Source organism: Acetobacter malorum, from assembly GCF_001580615.1.
Classification (GTDB): domain Bacteria; phylum Pseudomonadota; class Alphaproteobacteria; order Acetobacterales; family Acetobacteraceae; genus Acetobacter; species Acetobacter malorum.
Window position 1 is genome coordinate 143,390 of record NZ_LHZC01000055.1, and the last position, 16,749, is coordinate 160,138.

General features: G+C 58.8%; 13 protein-coding genes and 1 riboswitch. Of the genes, 8 read left to right on the forward strand and 5 right to left on the reverse strand.

Features of this window, described 5'->3' with window-relative positions; all coding sequences use genetic code 11:
• Positions 1-38: 38 nt before the first annotated feature.
• On the reverse strand, positions 39-488 hold the full coding sequence (locus tag AD930_RS13480; protein ID WP_061506648.1) for a hypothetical protein: 450 nt from the start codon (positions 486-488) through the stop codon (positions 39-41).
• 83 nt (positions 489-571) lie between these two features.
• Here AD930_RS13480 and AD930_RS13485 point away from each other — a divergent pair, with 83 nt between their 5' ends.
• Positions 572-1,738, forward strand: coding sequence for a glycosyltransferase family 61 protein (locus AD930_RS13485; protein ID WP_061506649.1), 1,167 nt, complete (start codon positions 572-574; stop codon positions 1,736-1,738).
• A gap of 77 nt (positions 1,739-1,815) precedes the next feature.
• Here the strand turns inward: AD930_RS13485 and AD930_RS13490 are convergent, their stop codons facing one another.
• Positions 1,816-4,158: a TonB-dependent receptor gene (locus AD930_RS13490; protein WP_244150593.1), complete on the reverse strand. Its 2,343-nt coding sequence runs from the start codon at positions 4,156-4,158 to the stop codon at positions 1,816-1,818.
• 364 nt (positions 4,159-4,522) lie between these two features.
• Here AD930_RS13490 and AD930_RS13495 point away from each other — a divergent pair, with 364 nt between their 5' ends.
• Entirely contained in the window at positions 4,523-5,698 is a 1,176-nt protein-coding gene (locus AD930_RS13495; RefSeq protein ID WP_061506761.1) for a phosphatidylinositol-specific phospholipase C1-like protein, read from the forward strand.
• Between the two features lie 98 nt (positions 5,699-5,796).
• Here the strand turns inward: AD930_RS13495 and AD930_RS13500 are convergent, their stop codons facing one another.
• From AD930_RS13500 to AD930_RS13510, 3 genes are all read right to left on the reverse strand, one after another.
• The gene (locus tag AD930_RS13500) at positions 5,797-8,025 is read right to left on the reverse strand and encodes an FUSC family protein (protein ID WP_061506650.1); all 2,229 of its coding nucleotides are present in this window, start codon (positions 8,023-8,025) and stop codon (positions 5,797-5,799) included.
• 22 nt (positions 8,026-8,047) lie between these two features.
• Complete coding sequence (locus tag AD930_RS13505; protein WP_043549752.1) at positions 8,048-8,470, reverse strand: MarR family winged helix-turn-helix transcriptional regulator; 423 nt, start codon at positions 8,468-8,470, stop codon at positions 8,048-8,050.
• A 156-nt stretch (positions 8,471-8,626) separates the two neighbouring features.
• Positions 8,627-9,025 carry a hypothetical protein gene (locus AD930_RS13510; RefSeq protein WP_043549608.1) on the reverse strand — a complete coding sequence of 133 codons (399 nt, stop codon included), beginning with the start codon at positions 9,023-9,025 and terminating at the stop codon, positions 8,627-8,629.
• A gap of 313 nt (positions 9,026-9,338) precedes the next feature.
• Between AD930_RS13510 and AD930_RS13515 the strand changes: the two genes are divergently transcribed.
• From AD930_RS13515 to cobW, 6 genes are all read left to right on the forward strand, one after another.
• Complete coding sequence (locus tag AD930_RS13515; protein WP_061506651.1) at positions 9,339-9,974, forward strand: sorbitol dehydrogenase family protein; 636 nt, start codon at positions 9,339-9,341, stop codon at positions 9,972-9,974.
• Between the two features lie 19 nt (positions 9,975-9,993).
• Complete coding sequence (locus tag AD930_RS13520; RefSeq protein WP_043549611.1) at positions 9,994-11,631, forward strand: GMC family oxidoreductase; 1,638 nt, start codon at positions 9,994-9,996, stop codon at positions 11,629-11,631.
• Positions 11,632-11,932: 301 nt separating this feature from the next.
• Positions 11,933-13,222: a cytochrome c gene (locus AD930_RS13525; protein WP_052403690.1), complete on the forward strand. Its 1,290-nt coding sequence runs from the start codon at positions 11,933-11,935 to the stop codon at positions 13,220-13,222.
• A gap of 368 nt (positions 13,223-13,590) precedes the next feature.
• The gene (locus AD930_RS13530) at positions 13,591-14,823 is read left to right on the forward strand and encodes an MFS transporter (protein ID WP_244150594.1); all 1,233 of its coding nucleotides are present in this window, start codon (positions 13,591-13,593) and stop codon (positions 14,821-14,823) included.
• Between the two features lie 18 nt (positions 14,824-14,841).
• Positions 14,842-15,102: riboswitch (cobalamin riboswitch) on the forward strand.
• A gap of 157 nt (positions 15,103-15,259) precedes the next feature.
• Positions 15,260-15,682 carry a DUF1636 domain-containing protein gene (locus AD930_RS13535; RefSeq protein WP_061506762.1) on the forward strand — a complete coding sequence of 141 codons (423 nt, stop codon included), beginning with the start codon at positions 15,260-15,262 and terminating at the stop codon, positions 15,680-15,682.
• Positions 15,679-16,743, forward strand: coding sequence for a cobalamin biosynthesis protein CobW (cobW, locus tag AD930_RS13540; RefSeq protein ID WP_061506653.1), 1,065 nt, complete (start codon positions 15,679-15,681; stop codon positions 16,741-16,743). Before AD930_RS13535 ends, cobW begins: the two co-directional genes overlap by 4 nt.
• Positions 16,744-16,749 lie beyond the last annotated feature (6 nt).

A 16,749-nucleotide genomic window follows, 5' to 3' on the forward strand; every position in this document is an offset into this window, starting at 1 on the left:
ATCGTGGTCGCCGGTTTATGGCTAGAGGGTCCGCCCCCTCACGCAGCCTGACGCCGCACAGGGGCAGTAAAGGCCTGCCATGTCGTATAAAGGTCAGCCTGTTCCGGGCTGGGGCAGCGTCCTTCCTTCCGCCCGTAATGGATATAATGGGCCGCAGCGGAGGGGCATTCCCCACGCTGCACGGCAATGGCTACGTCCGGGTTCTGGCGCAGATACCAGTCTTCACAAAAGGGAGGGGCTGCTCCATCCCGTTCTTCCCAGTACCCGCGTGTGGCGTAATGTTCTCTGGCAGAGGGCACGAGGCCAGCCCGAACGGCGTCCGCCACATCCGGGTTGGTGCGTAGGTAGGCCTCTTCATCAAACGGCTGAGTCCGCAGATAATTTTCAATCAGCAAAAGCAGCAAAGACCGGGGGATCGGCACAGGGCGCTCATCAGCGTGTTCGGTGGAAAGGCCAAGAGTTCTGGAGAGAATGGAATAGGGGATCATGCGCTCTCCTCTGTCAGATATTAATATTTCCTTAAAGTATGACAGCGCAGTAATCCGGGCAACCCACAACTCTACCCCCGGGAATGGCTGACACGTTGGGCCAGACTGTTGCAGAAAGACGGTTAAACCCGCATCACAGTCTCTGGGCTGGAGAGAGAGGGGAGCGCACAAAAGTGGACGTGGTGGATATCCAGAGCCTGCACAGAGTGCCCGTGGCGGAGGTTTCCTCTCCGGCGTTTGAACTTGCTCCCCCGCGTGTGCTCAACCCCTCCACCATCCCGCCGCATATTTTGGACGCCATGCGTCCCGGCTGGTTTACCGGCGCGTTTCCCGCAGGCTCTGTCCGCCTGACAAAGCTATTTGATGTGTATGTCACCATGGAAGGTCTGGTGTTTACGCAGGACAAAAAGCTGGTGCAGCAAAGCATCACCCAGCACACGCCGGAAGAGTGCGCGCAGGGGCTGGCCCAGATCCTGCAGGCCGAACAGGCGCAGACCGTGCAGGTGGTGACCCCATCCTCCCTGCTGCTACGTAAACGCGGAGAGCAGAATTACGGGCACTGGATGGTCGAGCTTCTGCCAAAACTCTGGCTGGCAGAAGAGCATTTGCCGCTTTGCTCCCTCGTCGTGCCGCATCTGAGTGGCAATTTTGCCCGTGTGCTGCGGGATAGCGTGGCGCTCAGCACGTCCTTTGTGGCGCTCTACCATGAAATGGGCGTGCAGGATGTCGCCTTTTTCAAGGAACTGGTGGTGGTGGACGGGCTGACCAACCACGGCGTTTACATGTCTCCGCTGGTCTTTTCCCGCACGGATGACATGGTGGCCCGCGTGCCCGGCGCGCAGGCCCGCAGGCTGTATCTCACCCGTAAAAACCGGGCCAGAACCATCAGGAATGAAGACGCTCTGATAACATTTTTGCAGGAGCAGGGCTTTTTGTGTCTGGACCCGGCGGAACTGACCCTGCTGGAACAGATCAAACTTTTTAAAAATGCAGAGTGCATTGTGGGTGTTATGGGGGCGGCTATGACCAACATCATGTTCTGCAGCAAGGGCACCAGAGTTATCAATCTGGCACCGGGCAACATGCCGGACACGTTCTTCTACTTCATCGCCGGGCTGCGCGGGCTCGACTATTACGAAATCCGTGGAAAACTGTGCGCGGAAACCGAAAGCTGGGACAGTCCGTTTGAAATTGAGCGGGACCATCTGGCTCATGTTCTGAGCCTCGGCCCGCAAGGCAATGCCGTCTGAGGGCAGAGTATAAGCAGAACAGAACCAGCAGGCGGTCTCTTCTTTTAAAAGGATGAACGCCTGCCGGAGGGCTCAGCTTAGTAGCTGAAGTTGATAAAGCCGCCGATGGTGCGCCGGGCATCGGGAGAGGTGTAGTGCAGATACCCCGCCGTCCCGTAAAGCTGGTATCCGGTGGAGAAATACTGGTTGAACATGTTGCGCACATACAGCCCAACCTGAAGGCGCTTGTTAAGCGGCAACAGGCTGACGCGCAGGTTTACAAGGCTGTAAGCCGGAACTTTTGAATAATCAGGCTGCCCGGTGACAGTCCATGTTGTGCCACGATAGGCGTAGTCAAGATGCGCCTGCACGCCAAGGTGCGGTGTCAGGTCATGGTGGTAGTCAATAAAGGCATTAGCGGACCAGACCGGCGCATTGGTCAGGCGTGTATTGGTATAGTTCGCTTTTGTGCTGGCGACGTAATCCGTAAAATGAGCATCCGTAAAAGAGACTGATCCGGATAGGGTCAGATCCGGAATGGGCCTGTAGGCAACATTGCCTTCCACACCCTGACTGACCAGTCCGCCGGCATTCCCGATAGCACTTGTCAGAATAGTGGTGCCATTTCCTGCCGGAACAGGGGTCAGCACAGTGGCCTGAAAATCAGTAAAGTCTTCACGGAACACATCCATATTCAGCCGCAGCTTATGGTGCATCCATTCAGACTTCATGCCAGCTTCGTAGGATTTAACGGTTTCCTTGTGGTAGGGGTCGTAATTGTTCCCCACAAAAGCAATCCCTGCCGGTTTATAGCCGGTGGAGAACGTAAAATAGGCCATGACATTGGGGTTAAAGTGGTATTCAGGCGAAATCCGGCCTGAAAAATTCTGCCCTGTCATCTGCCCCCACGGGTAAACGGGCGCGTTATGGGTAGCGGTAAAGGTCGGGTTATAGCCCGTTACAGCCTGAGCGTCCGTATTGATAAAGCTCAGACCCTGAGAGTTCTTATCGTGAGTGTAACGCCCACTGATCGCAATATCAAAGTGACGGGAAATATTGAATTTCAGCTGACCAAAGGCCGCCAGAGACTCATTGCGGGACTGGAAAAGAGAGGTATTCCCGCTCTGCCCGATCGCACCGGAGTTGTTATACAGGTTTTGTGCCGGAACACCGTCAACATAGAGTGGCGCCCCCGCAGTGCCCCACTGATACTGCGTCTGGCGCGCATCAAGGCGGTTGAAGAACCCACCGGCCAGCCATTCCAGAAAATGCCCTTTGGGGGATGAGAAACGGATTTCATCACTGAACTTCCGTGTCGTCAGGCTCCCAAAGTTATAAGGGTAATAAGCAAAGGTATCGAGCGGAACCAGATCAACCGGGGTATTGTTGTTATAGAGTGACTCGCGCCATGCACTGATAAAATTGAGGTCGTTTTGACCAATTTTGGTGTGGATCTTTAGAGCCGCACCATATTCTTCTGAGACAATATTGCCATACATAGGGTCGGCCGTATCAGCGTTTTTGGCGTTGGGGTAAATGCCCAGAGAATTCAGTTTGGACGTCACAACCTCATTCTGTCCCCCCACCGGGGTTCGCACGCTACTATCCCAATGGTGGGCGTAATCGCCCTGCAAGGTAATATCCAGATTCTCCGTGGGTTCAACATAGAGTTTTGCGCGGCCACCATATTCATGGGTTGAGCCGACCAGCTTGTTCAGCACCACATTGCGGCCAAAGCCGTCCTGCGCATTGTCAAAGCCGGAAATACGGAAAGCGGCCTTGCTGCCGAGCGGAATATTAACGGTTGCATTCAGAATGCGCTCATTGTGCTCACCATAGCTCGCACTGGTTCTGGCAGTCAGTTTGTTCAGCACCGGCTTGCCGGTTGTCACGGCAATCACGCCGGATGTGGAGTTCATGCCAAACAGCGTGCCCTGCGGGCCCATCATGATATCAACGTTGTTGATATCCACCATACCAATCATCCCGTTGGCACGCTGGGCATCCATCACAACATCATCCACCACCACGCTGACGGATTTTGCATTGGAAAAGTCAAAAGACTCGCTTCCAACACCACGAATCTGGAAAGCGGCCCCCTGTGTGGGGTCATACTGCACACCCGGTGCCAGATATTGCAGGTCGGTCAGGGCGGTGTAGCCTGCGTTTGCAAGCGTTTTGCCATCAATGTGCTGGATGGAAATCGGCACATTCTGGTTGTTTTCCGCCCGGCGCTGGGCTGTCACCATCACGGATTCCAGACCAGAGTCTGCATGGCCCCCGGCTCTCTTTGTAACCTTGACCGTGCGTGGGGCGGGGGCCTTGTGAGGGGCCTGTTTTGGTTTCTGGTCGGCTGGCCTGGCGCTCTTTGTTTCAGCCCATGCTTCGCATGGAAGAGCAATGCCACAACACAAAACAAACTTGAAAAGTGTTTTCTTCATCAGGAAATTTTTCCGGGATAGTCGTGGTGCGGCACCAGATGACTGCGGCATACGGACATGGTTGCGTGCATCCCTCAGTCATAAGGATTTCGAATGACGAACCCCTTACAAAGTTTCATGCCCCGGCAAAAGAATGATTCCTCATTCGTAATATAAGTTTCACAAATGATGTTGAATTTTTATTTGTCCAGTTTTGGTAAAAAATGGAATTTAGTTCATGTGTTCTGTAAGATGTGGTTTATGAAATAAATATGAAAAGGATCTCCGGTTTCTTTACTTCCGGCGTCCTCGTTATTATCCCATGCGGGCCATCGGCCTCCCACAGACAGAGTCCGTCCTCATCCTGCTGAAATGGGACATTTCCATGAAACCAGTTTTTTATGCGTTGCCTGCTCTGCTTTGTGCTTTTTCTGTTTTATCATCCTCCATAAGCTTTGCGGATGACACACTTAAAATGAACCAGATTCAGGTCATCGGCACCCATAACAGCTACCGCCGCAGCATTTCTCCCACCACACTCGCCTGGCTGAAAAGTCAGTCTGCTGAGATGGCAAACGCGCTGGACTACCAGCATGGGTCCCTGAAATCTCAGCTGGATGGCGGTGTGCGTCAGCTGGAGATTGATATTTATGCCGATAGTTCGGGCAAGCGTTACGCTCACCCGCGTGGTGTGGTGTGGGAGAAAAAAGCCGGTTTCACGCCGGATGCGGACCAGAGTGATGCGACCGACAAGCAGGGCACAGATTTCAAGGTCATGCATATTGTGGATATTGACCAGCGGTCCAGTTGCGAGCCTCTGCGCCAGTGCCTGACGATGATCAGGGAATGGTCAGACGCACACCCCAGCCACCTGCCGCTCTATATTGATCTGGAAACCAAGCAGGATGTTCCACTACCCGGTGGCAAGCTGCCCTTCACGCAGCCGGAACAGTTTACCAAAGCCACGTATGACAAGCTGGATGCGGAACTCCTGTCCGTCTTCGGGCGCGAGAACATTCTCACCCCGGATGATGTGCGCGGCCCCTACGCCACGCTGGAGGAGGCTATTTTAAAACGTGGCTGGCCAACTCTGGCTTTCGGGCGAGGTAAGGTTGTGTTCACGTTTGACCGGCCGCATGACACCGCGCGCTATGTGGACGGCCACCCGGCGCTGCGTGGCCGCGTTGTCTTTACCAATGGTCGCCCCGGAGACCCGGACGCTGCGTTTACGGAAGCGAATGAAGGGTTTGTCGGGCAGGCTGGCAACGGCAGTGCTGCGGTTGATAATACGGCGGCCCTGCAGAACATTCAGTCTCTTGTTAAAAAAGGTTATCTGGTCAGAACCCGTTCGGACGCCAATACGGTAGAAGCCAGACAGGGGGATGTCACCCGTCGGGAAATTGCGTTTCAGTCCGGGGCGCAGATCATCAGCACGGACTATCCTGCTTTTGAAACAGCGCCATGGAAAAACTACAATGTTGCCTTCCCCGGTGGCGCTGTAGCGCGCTGCAATCCTGTCAACGCGCCTGCCACATGCTCTGCGGCTGATGTGACAGAGTGAGGCACACCGTCACTTAAGCCGATAGCGCGTAGAGGTAATCCTGCGGCATTGTGTGGAACTGTCACACAGCGGTCGCAGGATGCCTCGTACGGGTCTGTTTACCCAAACACCACATGCCGCGGCGGCACCATGGCAGAAACAGGCGCATCTGCGCCGGGCATGTCAGCGGTAAGTTGCAGCGGGCCGTGGCGGTCAAAAAAGCCCGGCACGGAGCGGATGATGTAGGCTGCCTGCTCAAGGCAGGATACCACGCGGTCTCGTGCCAGCGCAGTGCAGGGGTGGTCAGGGATGGCGCTGATTTTCTGTGCTGCAAGGCTCAGGCTGGCCGCGGTTTCCAGTGGGGCACGGTGCAGGTGGCGGAAGGCCGCCAGAGCCTCTTCCAGAATGTCGTGGGTCTGGCCATCGGGCAGGGTGTGACCTGCATTCCAGCGCAGCCGGACAATCAGCCGCCCGAGCGAGAGGGCGGCAAAAGCGGCATCCGTATAACCCCGGCGGTCCACATCATCCGTAAGAAAGGAAAACCGCATCATCATCCGGGAGATTTTCTGAATCTGAAATCCTTCCCACGCCACCCACATCACCTTCCGGTTTTGCGGAGCAAGGGCCAGACGCTGCACACTACGGGTGAGGGACGAGACCAGCCGCGCCGCGTCCAGCCGATGGTCCGCAGGCAGGATCACCCGGAAGACCAGCACCAGCAGAACACAGGCCACGGCCATGGTCATCCAGGTGTTGGTCAGCGTCAGGTCGTCATAGGTAATCGGGTTATTTACGGACAGCATCATGGTGAAAAACACCGCGTAACCAAATGCGCCAATGCTGTAGCGCGGGTGGAACTGTAGCCAGACGCCGGGCAATAGAAACAGGCAGATGGTCAGCCAGAGCAGCGGGTAGCCATCAATCTGCGGCAGGCCGAGCGTGTGGCACAAAAAGCTGGCGGGAATGGCAAGAGCCGTGCCGCAGGCCATCAACGGGCTGGTTTTTGCGGCGGAAGGCGTTGTGGAGAGCAGGCTGGATGCCGCCACCACAAACAGCATCAGCATGGGTCCTGCGCTCCAGTGCAGCACGTACCACATCATCCCGGCCAGAAGGGCAATAAACATGCCGCGCGCGCCGTTGCGCAGCGCCATGGGCCATTCCAGATAAGGGCGCAGAGGCATGCGTGCGCGGGTGGGGCGGCGGATGGTCAGGTCATGCAAGGCCTGATCCAGTTGCACCAGCACATCCCGCGTATTGTCCAGTGAGGCCAGAACCGTGGGGGATGTTGTCTGGTGTTCCAGACGTTCCAGCGCATGCAGCGTGGTGCGGATGCAGGCGGAAATTGGTTTGGGGTCCTCCTGCCAGTCCGGTTTTTCCGTCAGTTCCAGAATGCGCGTTAGTGTAGCGGCCACTTCCTGATGCACCGCGCAGGAGGCCCCGTTGGCCAGAGAGAGGTTAAGCCAGTAGGGGTGGTATGTCACAATCAGCCCCGTCAGGCGGCTCAGGCCAATGCGCAGGCGGTTGACGCGGGCCTGCATGTCCCGGTCATCAGCCGCAGCATATTCAATGGCAGGGGCGAGCCCGGCCATACGGGCCAGCAGGCGGCTGCGGCTGTCATAAAGCGGTTCCGGCAAAGCGCGGAAGGACGGGGCAGGGGTTGCGGCTTCCAGACGTTCAATCTGTTCTGCCGCGTGCTCCGTGGCCGCTGCCGTCGTGGCATGCTGGCTTTCTGCTGTGTGAAAGGACAAGGCATGGCGGACAGTTTCCCGGAACGCATCGCCCAGTGCGCTCAGCACCCGGCTGGGTTTGCGCGGGGAGGTGAGCATGAACACAAAGGCGGTGGTCACAACCCCGGTTGTCACGGCGGAAAGTCGCCCCATGGCCGCCAGAAAAATATGCTCCGGGTTGGCAAAAGCCGGGGCGGAGACAATCACAATTGTATAGCCCACCAGCACCGCAGCATAGGCGCGGAACAGCCGCAGGAAGGTGGCCACCATACAGGCCAGCCCCACAAAAACAGAGAGGGCCGCAAAATACAGCACCGGAGACTGCACAAACGCCGCCATTACCCCCACGCTGATGGATGCACCAATCACCGTGCCAATCACACGCCACACGCTTTTGGAAACCATGGCTCCCACTGTGGGGTTTGCCACAATTAGCACCGTGGTGGCCGCACTCATGGGGGACTGTAGCTGGAACATGAAAGCCAGAAACAGCGCAATGCCAATGCACAGAAACACCCGCGCCGTATAGGCAGCGGTGCCCAGCATGGCCTGCCAGCGCTCATCCTCTGCAAACAGGGCAGGCATCAGGCGGCGGAGTGTGTCTGAAAAACTGTTGGACATGGCGCAGTCTCTTCCGGGTGCCTTAAGAGGGCAGAGAGTGGGCGGTGGTCAGAAGGGCATCCATGCGGGCCAGAAGGCCCCGTGTGTCCTGCGCGGTCATGCCCTGTTTCATGCTGTGTTCCACCTCTCCTGCAACCTTGTGGAACAGAGCGCATTTTTCCCGCCCCGCTGCGGTCAGGCTCAGGCATTTGGCGCGGCGGTCCTGCGCATCTGGCGTGCGGGAGAGCAGGCCTTCCTTTTCCAGAAGGTCCAGCACGCGCACCAGGGCGGAGCAGTCCGTATCCATTACCAGTGCCAGATCCCGCTGGGTGGTGCCTTCGGGCATCATCATCAGGTACGCCAGAGGCCGCATGACGGCCACGGTCATGCCGTGCGGGCGCAGGGCGCGTTCCAGCCGTGTGCGCCACACCGCCGCCAGCCGCATGACGCGGAAGGTGAGCGCCATGGAACTGAACGCGGAATCATCCAGAGCCGGCAGGCCATGCTGGGTCACCAGAAACCTCTATTTTGTTAGGGTGAGAATATTTGACATGTAAAATATATTGGTAGCAATATAACAGACGCCTCAGGCCGGTCAATACGGCCTACGTCTTTGTAATATTCAGAAAAGTGTGAGGCTCATCAGCCCGCCGACCAGAACCATGCCCCACAGAAAAATCAGGATCATGCGCCGTTTAATCAGGTGCCGCACCAGCAGGCACATCAGCGGGTCCACGGGGGCGGGTGGTGCCTCGGCGTCCGGCTCCAGTTTTTTGTAAGGTGTGTCTGCCTGCGCAACGCCCACTGTGCCAATCAGCGTCTGGCGGAACTGGTCCAGATCTTCCTCCCGGTAGAGCGTCTTGCGGTCCATGGAGATGCTGCGTGGCCCGCAGGCCAGCAGCTTCATGACCAGCAGAGCATTCTGCCCGATGCCCAGATAGCGCGAGGCATCAGGGCGGGAGAGCACTACCCGGCCGGGGAAAGCAATCAGGGCCGCAGTCGGGGGCTCAGAGGGCGTCATGGCCAGAATAATCCTGTGCAGGCGGTCTGGAGTTTATCCGGGGCAAACACTGTAAAAGTGGGACTGAAAAAGTCCATGCCGGAAAAATATTCTGAACAGAAAACAATGCGCCTGCAAAAATGGCAATAATATGTATTCTATTTGAGAATAAATATCATTTTGAGGAAATCCGGAAAGGCGGCCATTTCAGGCTGGAAGCCTGCCGGGTACGTCATTATAGACTTTAACCCTGATGAAATAACAAAAAGGACCATGGCCCTTCTGGGTCGATGGTCTGCCCGGTTATGTACAAACCTGTGGAAAAGGACTGACCATGAAGAAAGACTGGCCCTGCGTGCCTGTCAATCTGCAAAATGTCTCGCCCAATGCTATGAGAATGGCCAGACTGATGCGGATGTCCCGGCGCGATATGCTGATGACGAGCATGGGCGCTGCCGTCGCTTATGGCGTTGCCAGCGGCGCTGCCGGTGCGGAGGAAACGCAACCCAGCCCCGCACCTGGCGCGGACCCTGTGGCCACTCAGTTCATGGCGGTCTCCCGTTTGCTGACAGATCGGCCCACGCTGGACCTGCGTATCGGGAATGCCATCTATGCAGGAATTGTGCACAGCAGTGCCGACCGGCAGGCGCAGATCAGCAAATTGCATGATCTGATGGGCTCCGGGCAGTTTACCGATGCCACCGCTTTTGCCGCTGCGGCAGAAAAGGCGGACCCGGCCCTGAAGGATGTCATCCACGATATTCTTACCGGCTGGTACCGTGGTGTGGCGGACGGCAAAGTGGTGGTTTATCGCTCTGCCCTGATGTTCGACATCACCAAGGACGCCATCTACCCCAAAACCTACGCCGCAGGCGGCCCGTTCTACTGGACCACCCAGCCGCCGGAAGTAGACCGTCCCACAGGGCATCCAGCCCTTTCACCCTCTAAATTCGTCGTAGAACCGACCTGAGAGCGGGAATATCAGCCGTATGCCTTCTGAACAGACTCTTTCTGCCGATGTTGTCATTGTCGGGTCCGGCGTTGCCGGGTCTTCCATTGCCAATGAACTCGCGCGTGCCGGAATTTCCGTCATTGTGCTGGAAGCGGGCCCCCGTGTGGACCGCCAGCATTTTGTAGAAAACTTTCGTAATCTGGAAAACAAGCCCTCTTATCAAGGACCGTTCCCGGCTGTGCCATGGGCCAGACACCCGCCTAACCAGATCACCCCGAACGATTACCTGCACACCAACGGCCCGAATGCCGAAGCCTACCAGCAGGTCTACCTGCGTATGATGGGCGGCACCACATGGCACTGGGCTGGCTGCGCATGGCGCTACCTGCCGTCAGACTTTGAGCTGAAAACCCGCTACGGGCAGGGGCGTGACTGGGCTCTGAAATATGAAGACCTGGAGCCGTTCTATTATCAGGCGGAAGTGATGATGGGCGTCTGCGGCCCGGACCCGGCCAAGGAAGACCTCGGCTCTCCGCGCAAGCAGCCGTACCCGATGGAAGCGCTGCCCATTTCTTACGCCGCACAGCAGTTCCGTAAGCTGATTGATGAGAAGACGCCCTGGCGCGTGGTGCATGAGCCGCAGGCCCGTAACACCCGCCCGTATGACAACCGCCCGACGTGTGAAGGCCACAATAACTGCATGCCCATCTGCCCCATCGGGGCGATGTATAACGGCAGCTATTCCGTGTACCATGCCGAGGCCGCCGGGGCGAAGTTCATCCCCAACGCTGTGGTGTATAAAATCGAGCGTGACAGCGCGAACAAGCGCGTAACCGGTGTGCAGTATTATGACCCGGAGAAAAACTCGCACCGCGTAACCGGCAAATACTTCGTGATTGCCGCGCATTGTATTGAAACCGCCAAACTGCTGCTGGTCTCCGCGGATGAGCAGAGCCCGGATGGTGTTGCCAACAGTTCCGGCCATGTGGGCCGCAACATGATGGACCACACCGGCGTGCAGGTGACGTTCATCAGTGGTGATAAAGCCCTCTGGCCGGGCCGTGGTCCGCTGGAAACCAACGTGATCGACAATTTCCGTGATGGTGACTGGCGGAATGAGCGCGGCGCGTATCTGGTGCATATGGTGGATGACAATCAGGTCGATTTCGCCACCCAGATGGCCATTTCCAAAGGCTATGTCGGGCGGGAACTGGAAGAGCAGATCCGGTATCTGTCCTCCCACACCGTGCGTCTGTTCAGCCATAACGAGGCCCTGCCAGACCCGGACAACCGCCTGACGCTGAGCAAGACCAACAAGGACATTCTCGGCATTCCGCACCCGGAAGTGTATTACAAACTGCCTGAATACACCGTGAAAAGCTGTGAACATACCCGCAAGGTGTTCAAAGAGCTGATCGGCCTGATGCACGGCACGGATGAGGAATGGACCCCGGGCTACTTCCCGCAGGATCATCCCTCCGGCAGCACCATCATGGGTACGGACCCGAAAGATTCCGTGGTGGACGGCCATTGCCGGACGCATGACCATGAGAACCTCTTTATTGCCAGTTCCTCAGTTTTCTCAACCGTGGGCACGGGCAACATCACTCTTACGGTCGCAGCGCTGGCGCTGCGTGTTGCAGATACGCTGAAAAAAGAACTGCTTCATGCCTGATTTCAGAACTCTCCTCTGTTCCGCCCTCGTTGCCGGAACAGCCCTCGGTGGCGTGGCCCTTGCTCCGGTTGCTCTCTCTCCGGTCGCGCTGGCTCAGTCTGCGGATAAACCTGCCGACAAGCCTGCGCCCCAGTCAGCCCCGGCTCAGCCCACGGTGCCCGCACCTGTGGCGGAAGAGGGTAAGCCTGCCGCCGGGTCCGATGCCAAAACATCTGACCACAGCCCAACCTCTCAGACCCCGGCTCCCGCCGGGGAGGCCGCAACGCCTGCCAACAGCCAGTCCGCTGCAACCGGCGCTGCCATGGCTCCGGCCTCTGGCGCCAATGCTGCGGCCCAGCCGGAAGGTGCAGATGCGGAACTGGCGCGTGGTGCGTATCTCGCCACAGCGGCAGACTGCGTGGCCTGCCATACCAAGCCGGGCGGAAAACCCTTTGCGGGCGGCCTGAAAATTGCCACCCCGATGGGAGATGTGGTTGCCACCAACATCACGCCGGACCCGCAGCACGGCATTGGCTCTTATACGGAAGCCGATTTTGAAAACGCGCTCCGTCATGGTGTGCGCAAGGACGGGTCTTACCTGTATCCGGTCATGCCGTATGTGTCTTACGCAGGTATGACGGATCAGGACGTAAAGGCCCTGTATGCGTGGTTCATGCACGTGGTCAAACCTGTGGCGGAAGCACCGGAAGAAACCAATCTGTCCTTTCCGGCCAGCCTCCGTTCGGCCATGATGGCGTGGAACTTTGTTGCCAGTAAGGAAACCCCGGAGACGGGTGATTCCAGCACGTATGATCAGCTCCGTCGTGGCCGCTATCTGGCCAATGCGCTGGAACATTGCGGCACCTGCCACACTCCGCGTAACTTCATGCTGAGTGAAAAGCAGGACCATTATCTGGCCGGCGGGTCACTCGGCACATGGTACGCGCCCAACGTCACCTCCAGCAAAACCGGTGGTATTGGTGACTGGAGCGAGGATGATCTGGTGGCTTACCTGCGCACTGGCCGTGTGGCTGGCCGCGCTCAGGCTGCTGGCCCCATGGCCGAAGCCGTGGAGCACAGCACCAGCCACCTGACGGATGCGGACCTGCACGCACTGGCCGCCTTTATCCTGAAGGTCGCGCCGATGGATGATGATGCCGACCATGCCGCGCGTGACGCTGCGGGTAAGGCAGCAGAAACGCCCGACATCCGCACCAAAGGCCCGCAGCGGATTGATGATCTGGCGGAAATGGATGGCCCGCACATCTATGATGCCAACTGCTCTGCCTGCCACGGGCATGATGGGGCTGGCACGCGGGACCATTATGTGCCGTCGCTGTTCAACAACTCCACAGTCGGGGCCGGGCGTCCGGACAACCTGATCATGACCATCCTCAACGGGGTGGATCGCACGGCTGGCAAGGAACATGCCTTCATGCCGGGCTTTGATGGTCAGTCCAACGTCCAGCGTCTGAGTGATGCGGAAGTCGCGGCTCTGACAAACTACATTACAGCCACCTTCGGCACCGGAGACCATCAGGTCACCCCGGAACTGGTCAAAAGCCTGCGGAAAGACACCCCGGTGGTGAACCCGCTGGCCAAAGGCAAATAACATAACCCAAGACAGGCCGGACCGTTCTTTAAGGTCCGGCCCCTGATTCGGGTTGGAAGAGGGCAGGGGATTACCCATCTGCTCTCTTCCGCCCGTTTCATCCTCTCCTTTCACAAAATTGTCTTCATCCCCGGCGGCTTGCCCGCATGGGTCTGCGCGTCTTTCGTCCTGCGGCTGGCGCAGCATTTTTGCGGCTTTTTGGCGGGTGTCAGGGCAGAGTAACAGCGGGGCCTCCGGTTCCGTAAAACCCGCCGATCTCACTTTGCTGTTCACGAATTGTTGCAGCCGTTTTTTAGGGGGGACGGGCTCCGGAAAAATACTATATGGACACCGCCCTTTGACGAACGCTTTGAGCAAGGGTGAAAACAGTGTTCAGCACGCTTCCTGTTTCAACACGGATTGGCCTTGTCGCGCTGTGCGCGGCAACCTTTACGGCTATCACCAGTGAGCTTGCTCCCGTTGGGCTTCTGCTGGATATGGCGCGCGCTTTTAACATCAGCGCAGGCCGCGCCGGCTTGGCTGTCAGCGCCTATGCACTGATTGTCACGGTGGCCGCTGTCCCGCTGACGGTGCTGACGGCCCGCGTCGAGCGCAAGCGTCTGCTGCTTATCGCGCTCTCGGGTTATGTGGTGTCCAACCTGATTTCAGCCTTCGCGCCGACTTTTGGCCTCGTCTGTTTTGGCCGCGCGATTGGCGGGGGTGCGCATGCGCTGCTCATGTCCATGGTGTCCGCCTATGCCGCGCATCTGGTGCCTAAAAAACTGACGGGCCGGGCCATCTCTTTTGTGTTTGGCGGGGCCTCCATGGGCGGCGTCCTTGGTGTGCCGGGAACGGCGGCCATCAGCCAGCTTGCAGGCTGGCGCGTGGCCCTTGTGGTTGTGGCGGCTCTGGCTGCGGTCCTTACGGTGCTGATTGCCGTTTGTCTGCCGCCCGTTATCAAACCCGCAGGGCGTCCGTCCGGCCCTTACAAAGTGCCGCGTGAGTCTGTCCGGGCTTTTGCGTGGGTCATCTCGGCCAATGCGCTGTTCTTCATCGCGCATAACGTCGTCTACACCTACATCGCCCCGCTGCTGATGGCGCATGGCCTGCCGGAAACTTCCGTTAGTGTGGCGCTCTTGTTTATCGGGGTTTTCAGCCTGTCCGGCCTGTGGGCGTCCGGCCTTATGGTGGACCGCTGGCCGCGTGCGGGCGTGCTGGCATCGGGTATGGCCATCTCGCTGGGGATCGCGCTGCTCGGCGGCCAGTTCATGCCAGCGTGGGGTGGCGTAGGCGTCGCGGCTCTGTGGTGCGCCGGCTATGCGTCCATCATCCCGTTCATGATGTCCGGCGCCATTCGTGCCCGTGCCACCACGGCAGATACCGCCGGGGCGGCCATCAACAGCACCAGCAACCTCGGCATCCTGCTTGGCTCCGCACTCGGTGGGCAACTGCTGGCGGTCTATGGCGTGAGCATTCTGGTGCCGGTTGCACTGGGCGTCTGCGCGCTCTCCATGCTGGTCATTCTGCTCAGCGGCAACGCCTTCCCCGCGCATCTGGGCGAGCATGAGGATGAAGAGGCAGCGGAACAGGTGTGTGCGGAACGCGGTCCGCTCATGACTTGAAAAATACCCCGGTTATGCGATGCTCAGCCGCATGATGGTGTCCCGCAAGGGATGAAAAGGGAAGAACGGTGCGCAGCTTCGGCTGCAAGGCCGTCGCTGCCCCCGCAACTGTAAGTGATTGCATGGTCCGCTGTGGGCCTGCCCCCTCAACCGGGCAGGCTTATGCCACCGGCCCCCACGGGCCGGGAAGGCAGGCAGACCCGCAGACTGCATGGGTTAACCCCCGCGCAGACCCTGCACGACACAAGCCAGGAGACCTGCCATCATCCGCAAGCCCATCGGGGCGGGCGGTTGTCTGAGGTGTCGTGTCCGGCGGGGTGCCCGGAAGGCGAGGGTGCGCTGCGCCGCGCATCACTCCTGCCCCGGCAGGGGCACCGGTTGTGCACTCCGTTTAAGTGCCATTCCGAAGGGAATGGTGCCTGATCGGGAAAACTTTATGCCTGCGTCTGTTACGCACTCCGCTTCTCCCCCCACATCTCCTCCTGCCGCGGCAGAAGGCCCGGTGCTGCATGTCTGCACCACATGTCGTCGCGGTGGTCCCGCCATGGAAAACCCTCCGGGCGCACAATTGCTGGAGCGCCTGCAAACGGTGCTGGAGGCCAGCCCGCAACCCATCACTCTGCGTCCCGTTGCCTGTCTGGCAGCGTGTGACCGGGGCTGCACGGCGGCCATCGCCATGCCGGGCCGCTGGACATGGCTACTCGGCCATCTCGGGCCGGAAAAAGCGGAAGACCTGCTGGCTTACGCAAAACTTTACGCGGCCTCGGCAAAGGGCACGGTCATGCCGTCCCGCCGCCCGGCCTCACTCTCTGATATGATTCTGGGCCGTGTGCCCGCAGCCGAACAGGAGCCGTCATGACCGGTTTACCCGCCCGTGTTCCCGTAACCATCATCACCGGCTTCCTCGGGGCCGGAAAAACCACGCTCCTGCGGCATATTCTGCAAAAAGCGCAGGGCCACCGCATTGCCGTGGTGGTGAATGAATTTGGCTCTCTGGGCATTGATGGAGAAATCCTGCGTGGCTGTGGCGTGGAAGGCTGCCGGGAGGACGATATTGTCGAACTCACCAATGGCTGCCTGTGCTGCACCGTGGCGGATGATTTCCTGCCGACCATGGAAGCTCTGCTGGACCGCGCCGACCCGCCGGAACATGTGGTGATTGAAACCTCCGGCCTCGCACTGCCCAAGCCGCTGCTCAAAGCCTTTGGCTGGCCGACCGTGCGCAGCCGCATGACGGTGGATGGCGTCATTACGGTTCTGGACGCCCCGGCTGTTGCGTCTGGTCGCTTTGCGGATGACCCGGAAGCCGTGGCCAAACAGCGCGAGGCTGATCCCTCACTGGATCATGACAACCCTCTGGCCGAAGTGTTTGAAGACCAGCTGAACGCGGCAGACCTGATTGTTCTCAACAAGACCGACCTGCTGGACGCCGCCCAGCTTGATGCCGTGGAAGCGGAAGTCAAAAAGCTCTGCCCGCGCCCGGTAAGGATTATCCGCGCGCAGGATGGCAAGGTGGACCCCGCCGTGCTGCTCGGTCTTGGTGCGGAGGCCGAAGCCGATCTTCAGGCCCGTCCGTCCCACCATGATGCGGAAGATGGCGAGCATGAGCATGATGATTTTGAAAGCTTCGTTGTCGCCGTGCCAGAGCAGCTTTCTGTCGAACGGTTCCTGACGCTCTTGCAGGATGTCGCCGCCCGGTATGACGTGCTGCGCATGAAAGGCTTTGCCACCGTGCAGGGCAAACCCATGCGTCTGGCCGTGCAGGGCGTGGGCACCCGCTTCCGGCATGAGTTTGACCGCCTGCTAACCCCGCAGGACGCCCGCACGGGCCGCATTGTGGTCATTGGGCAAAAGGGGCTGGATGAGGCCGCCATTACCGCAGCCCTCGCGGCAGATGCCGCCGCAACCACCGCCGGCTAAACAGGC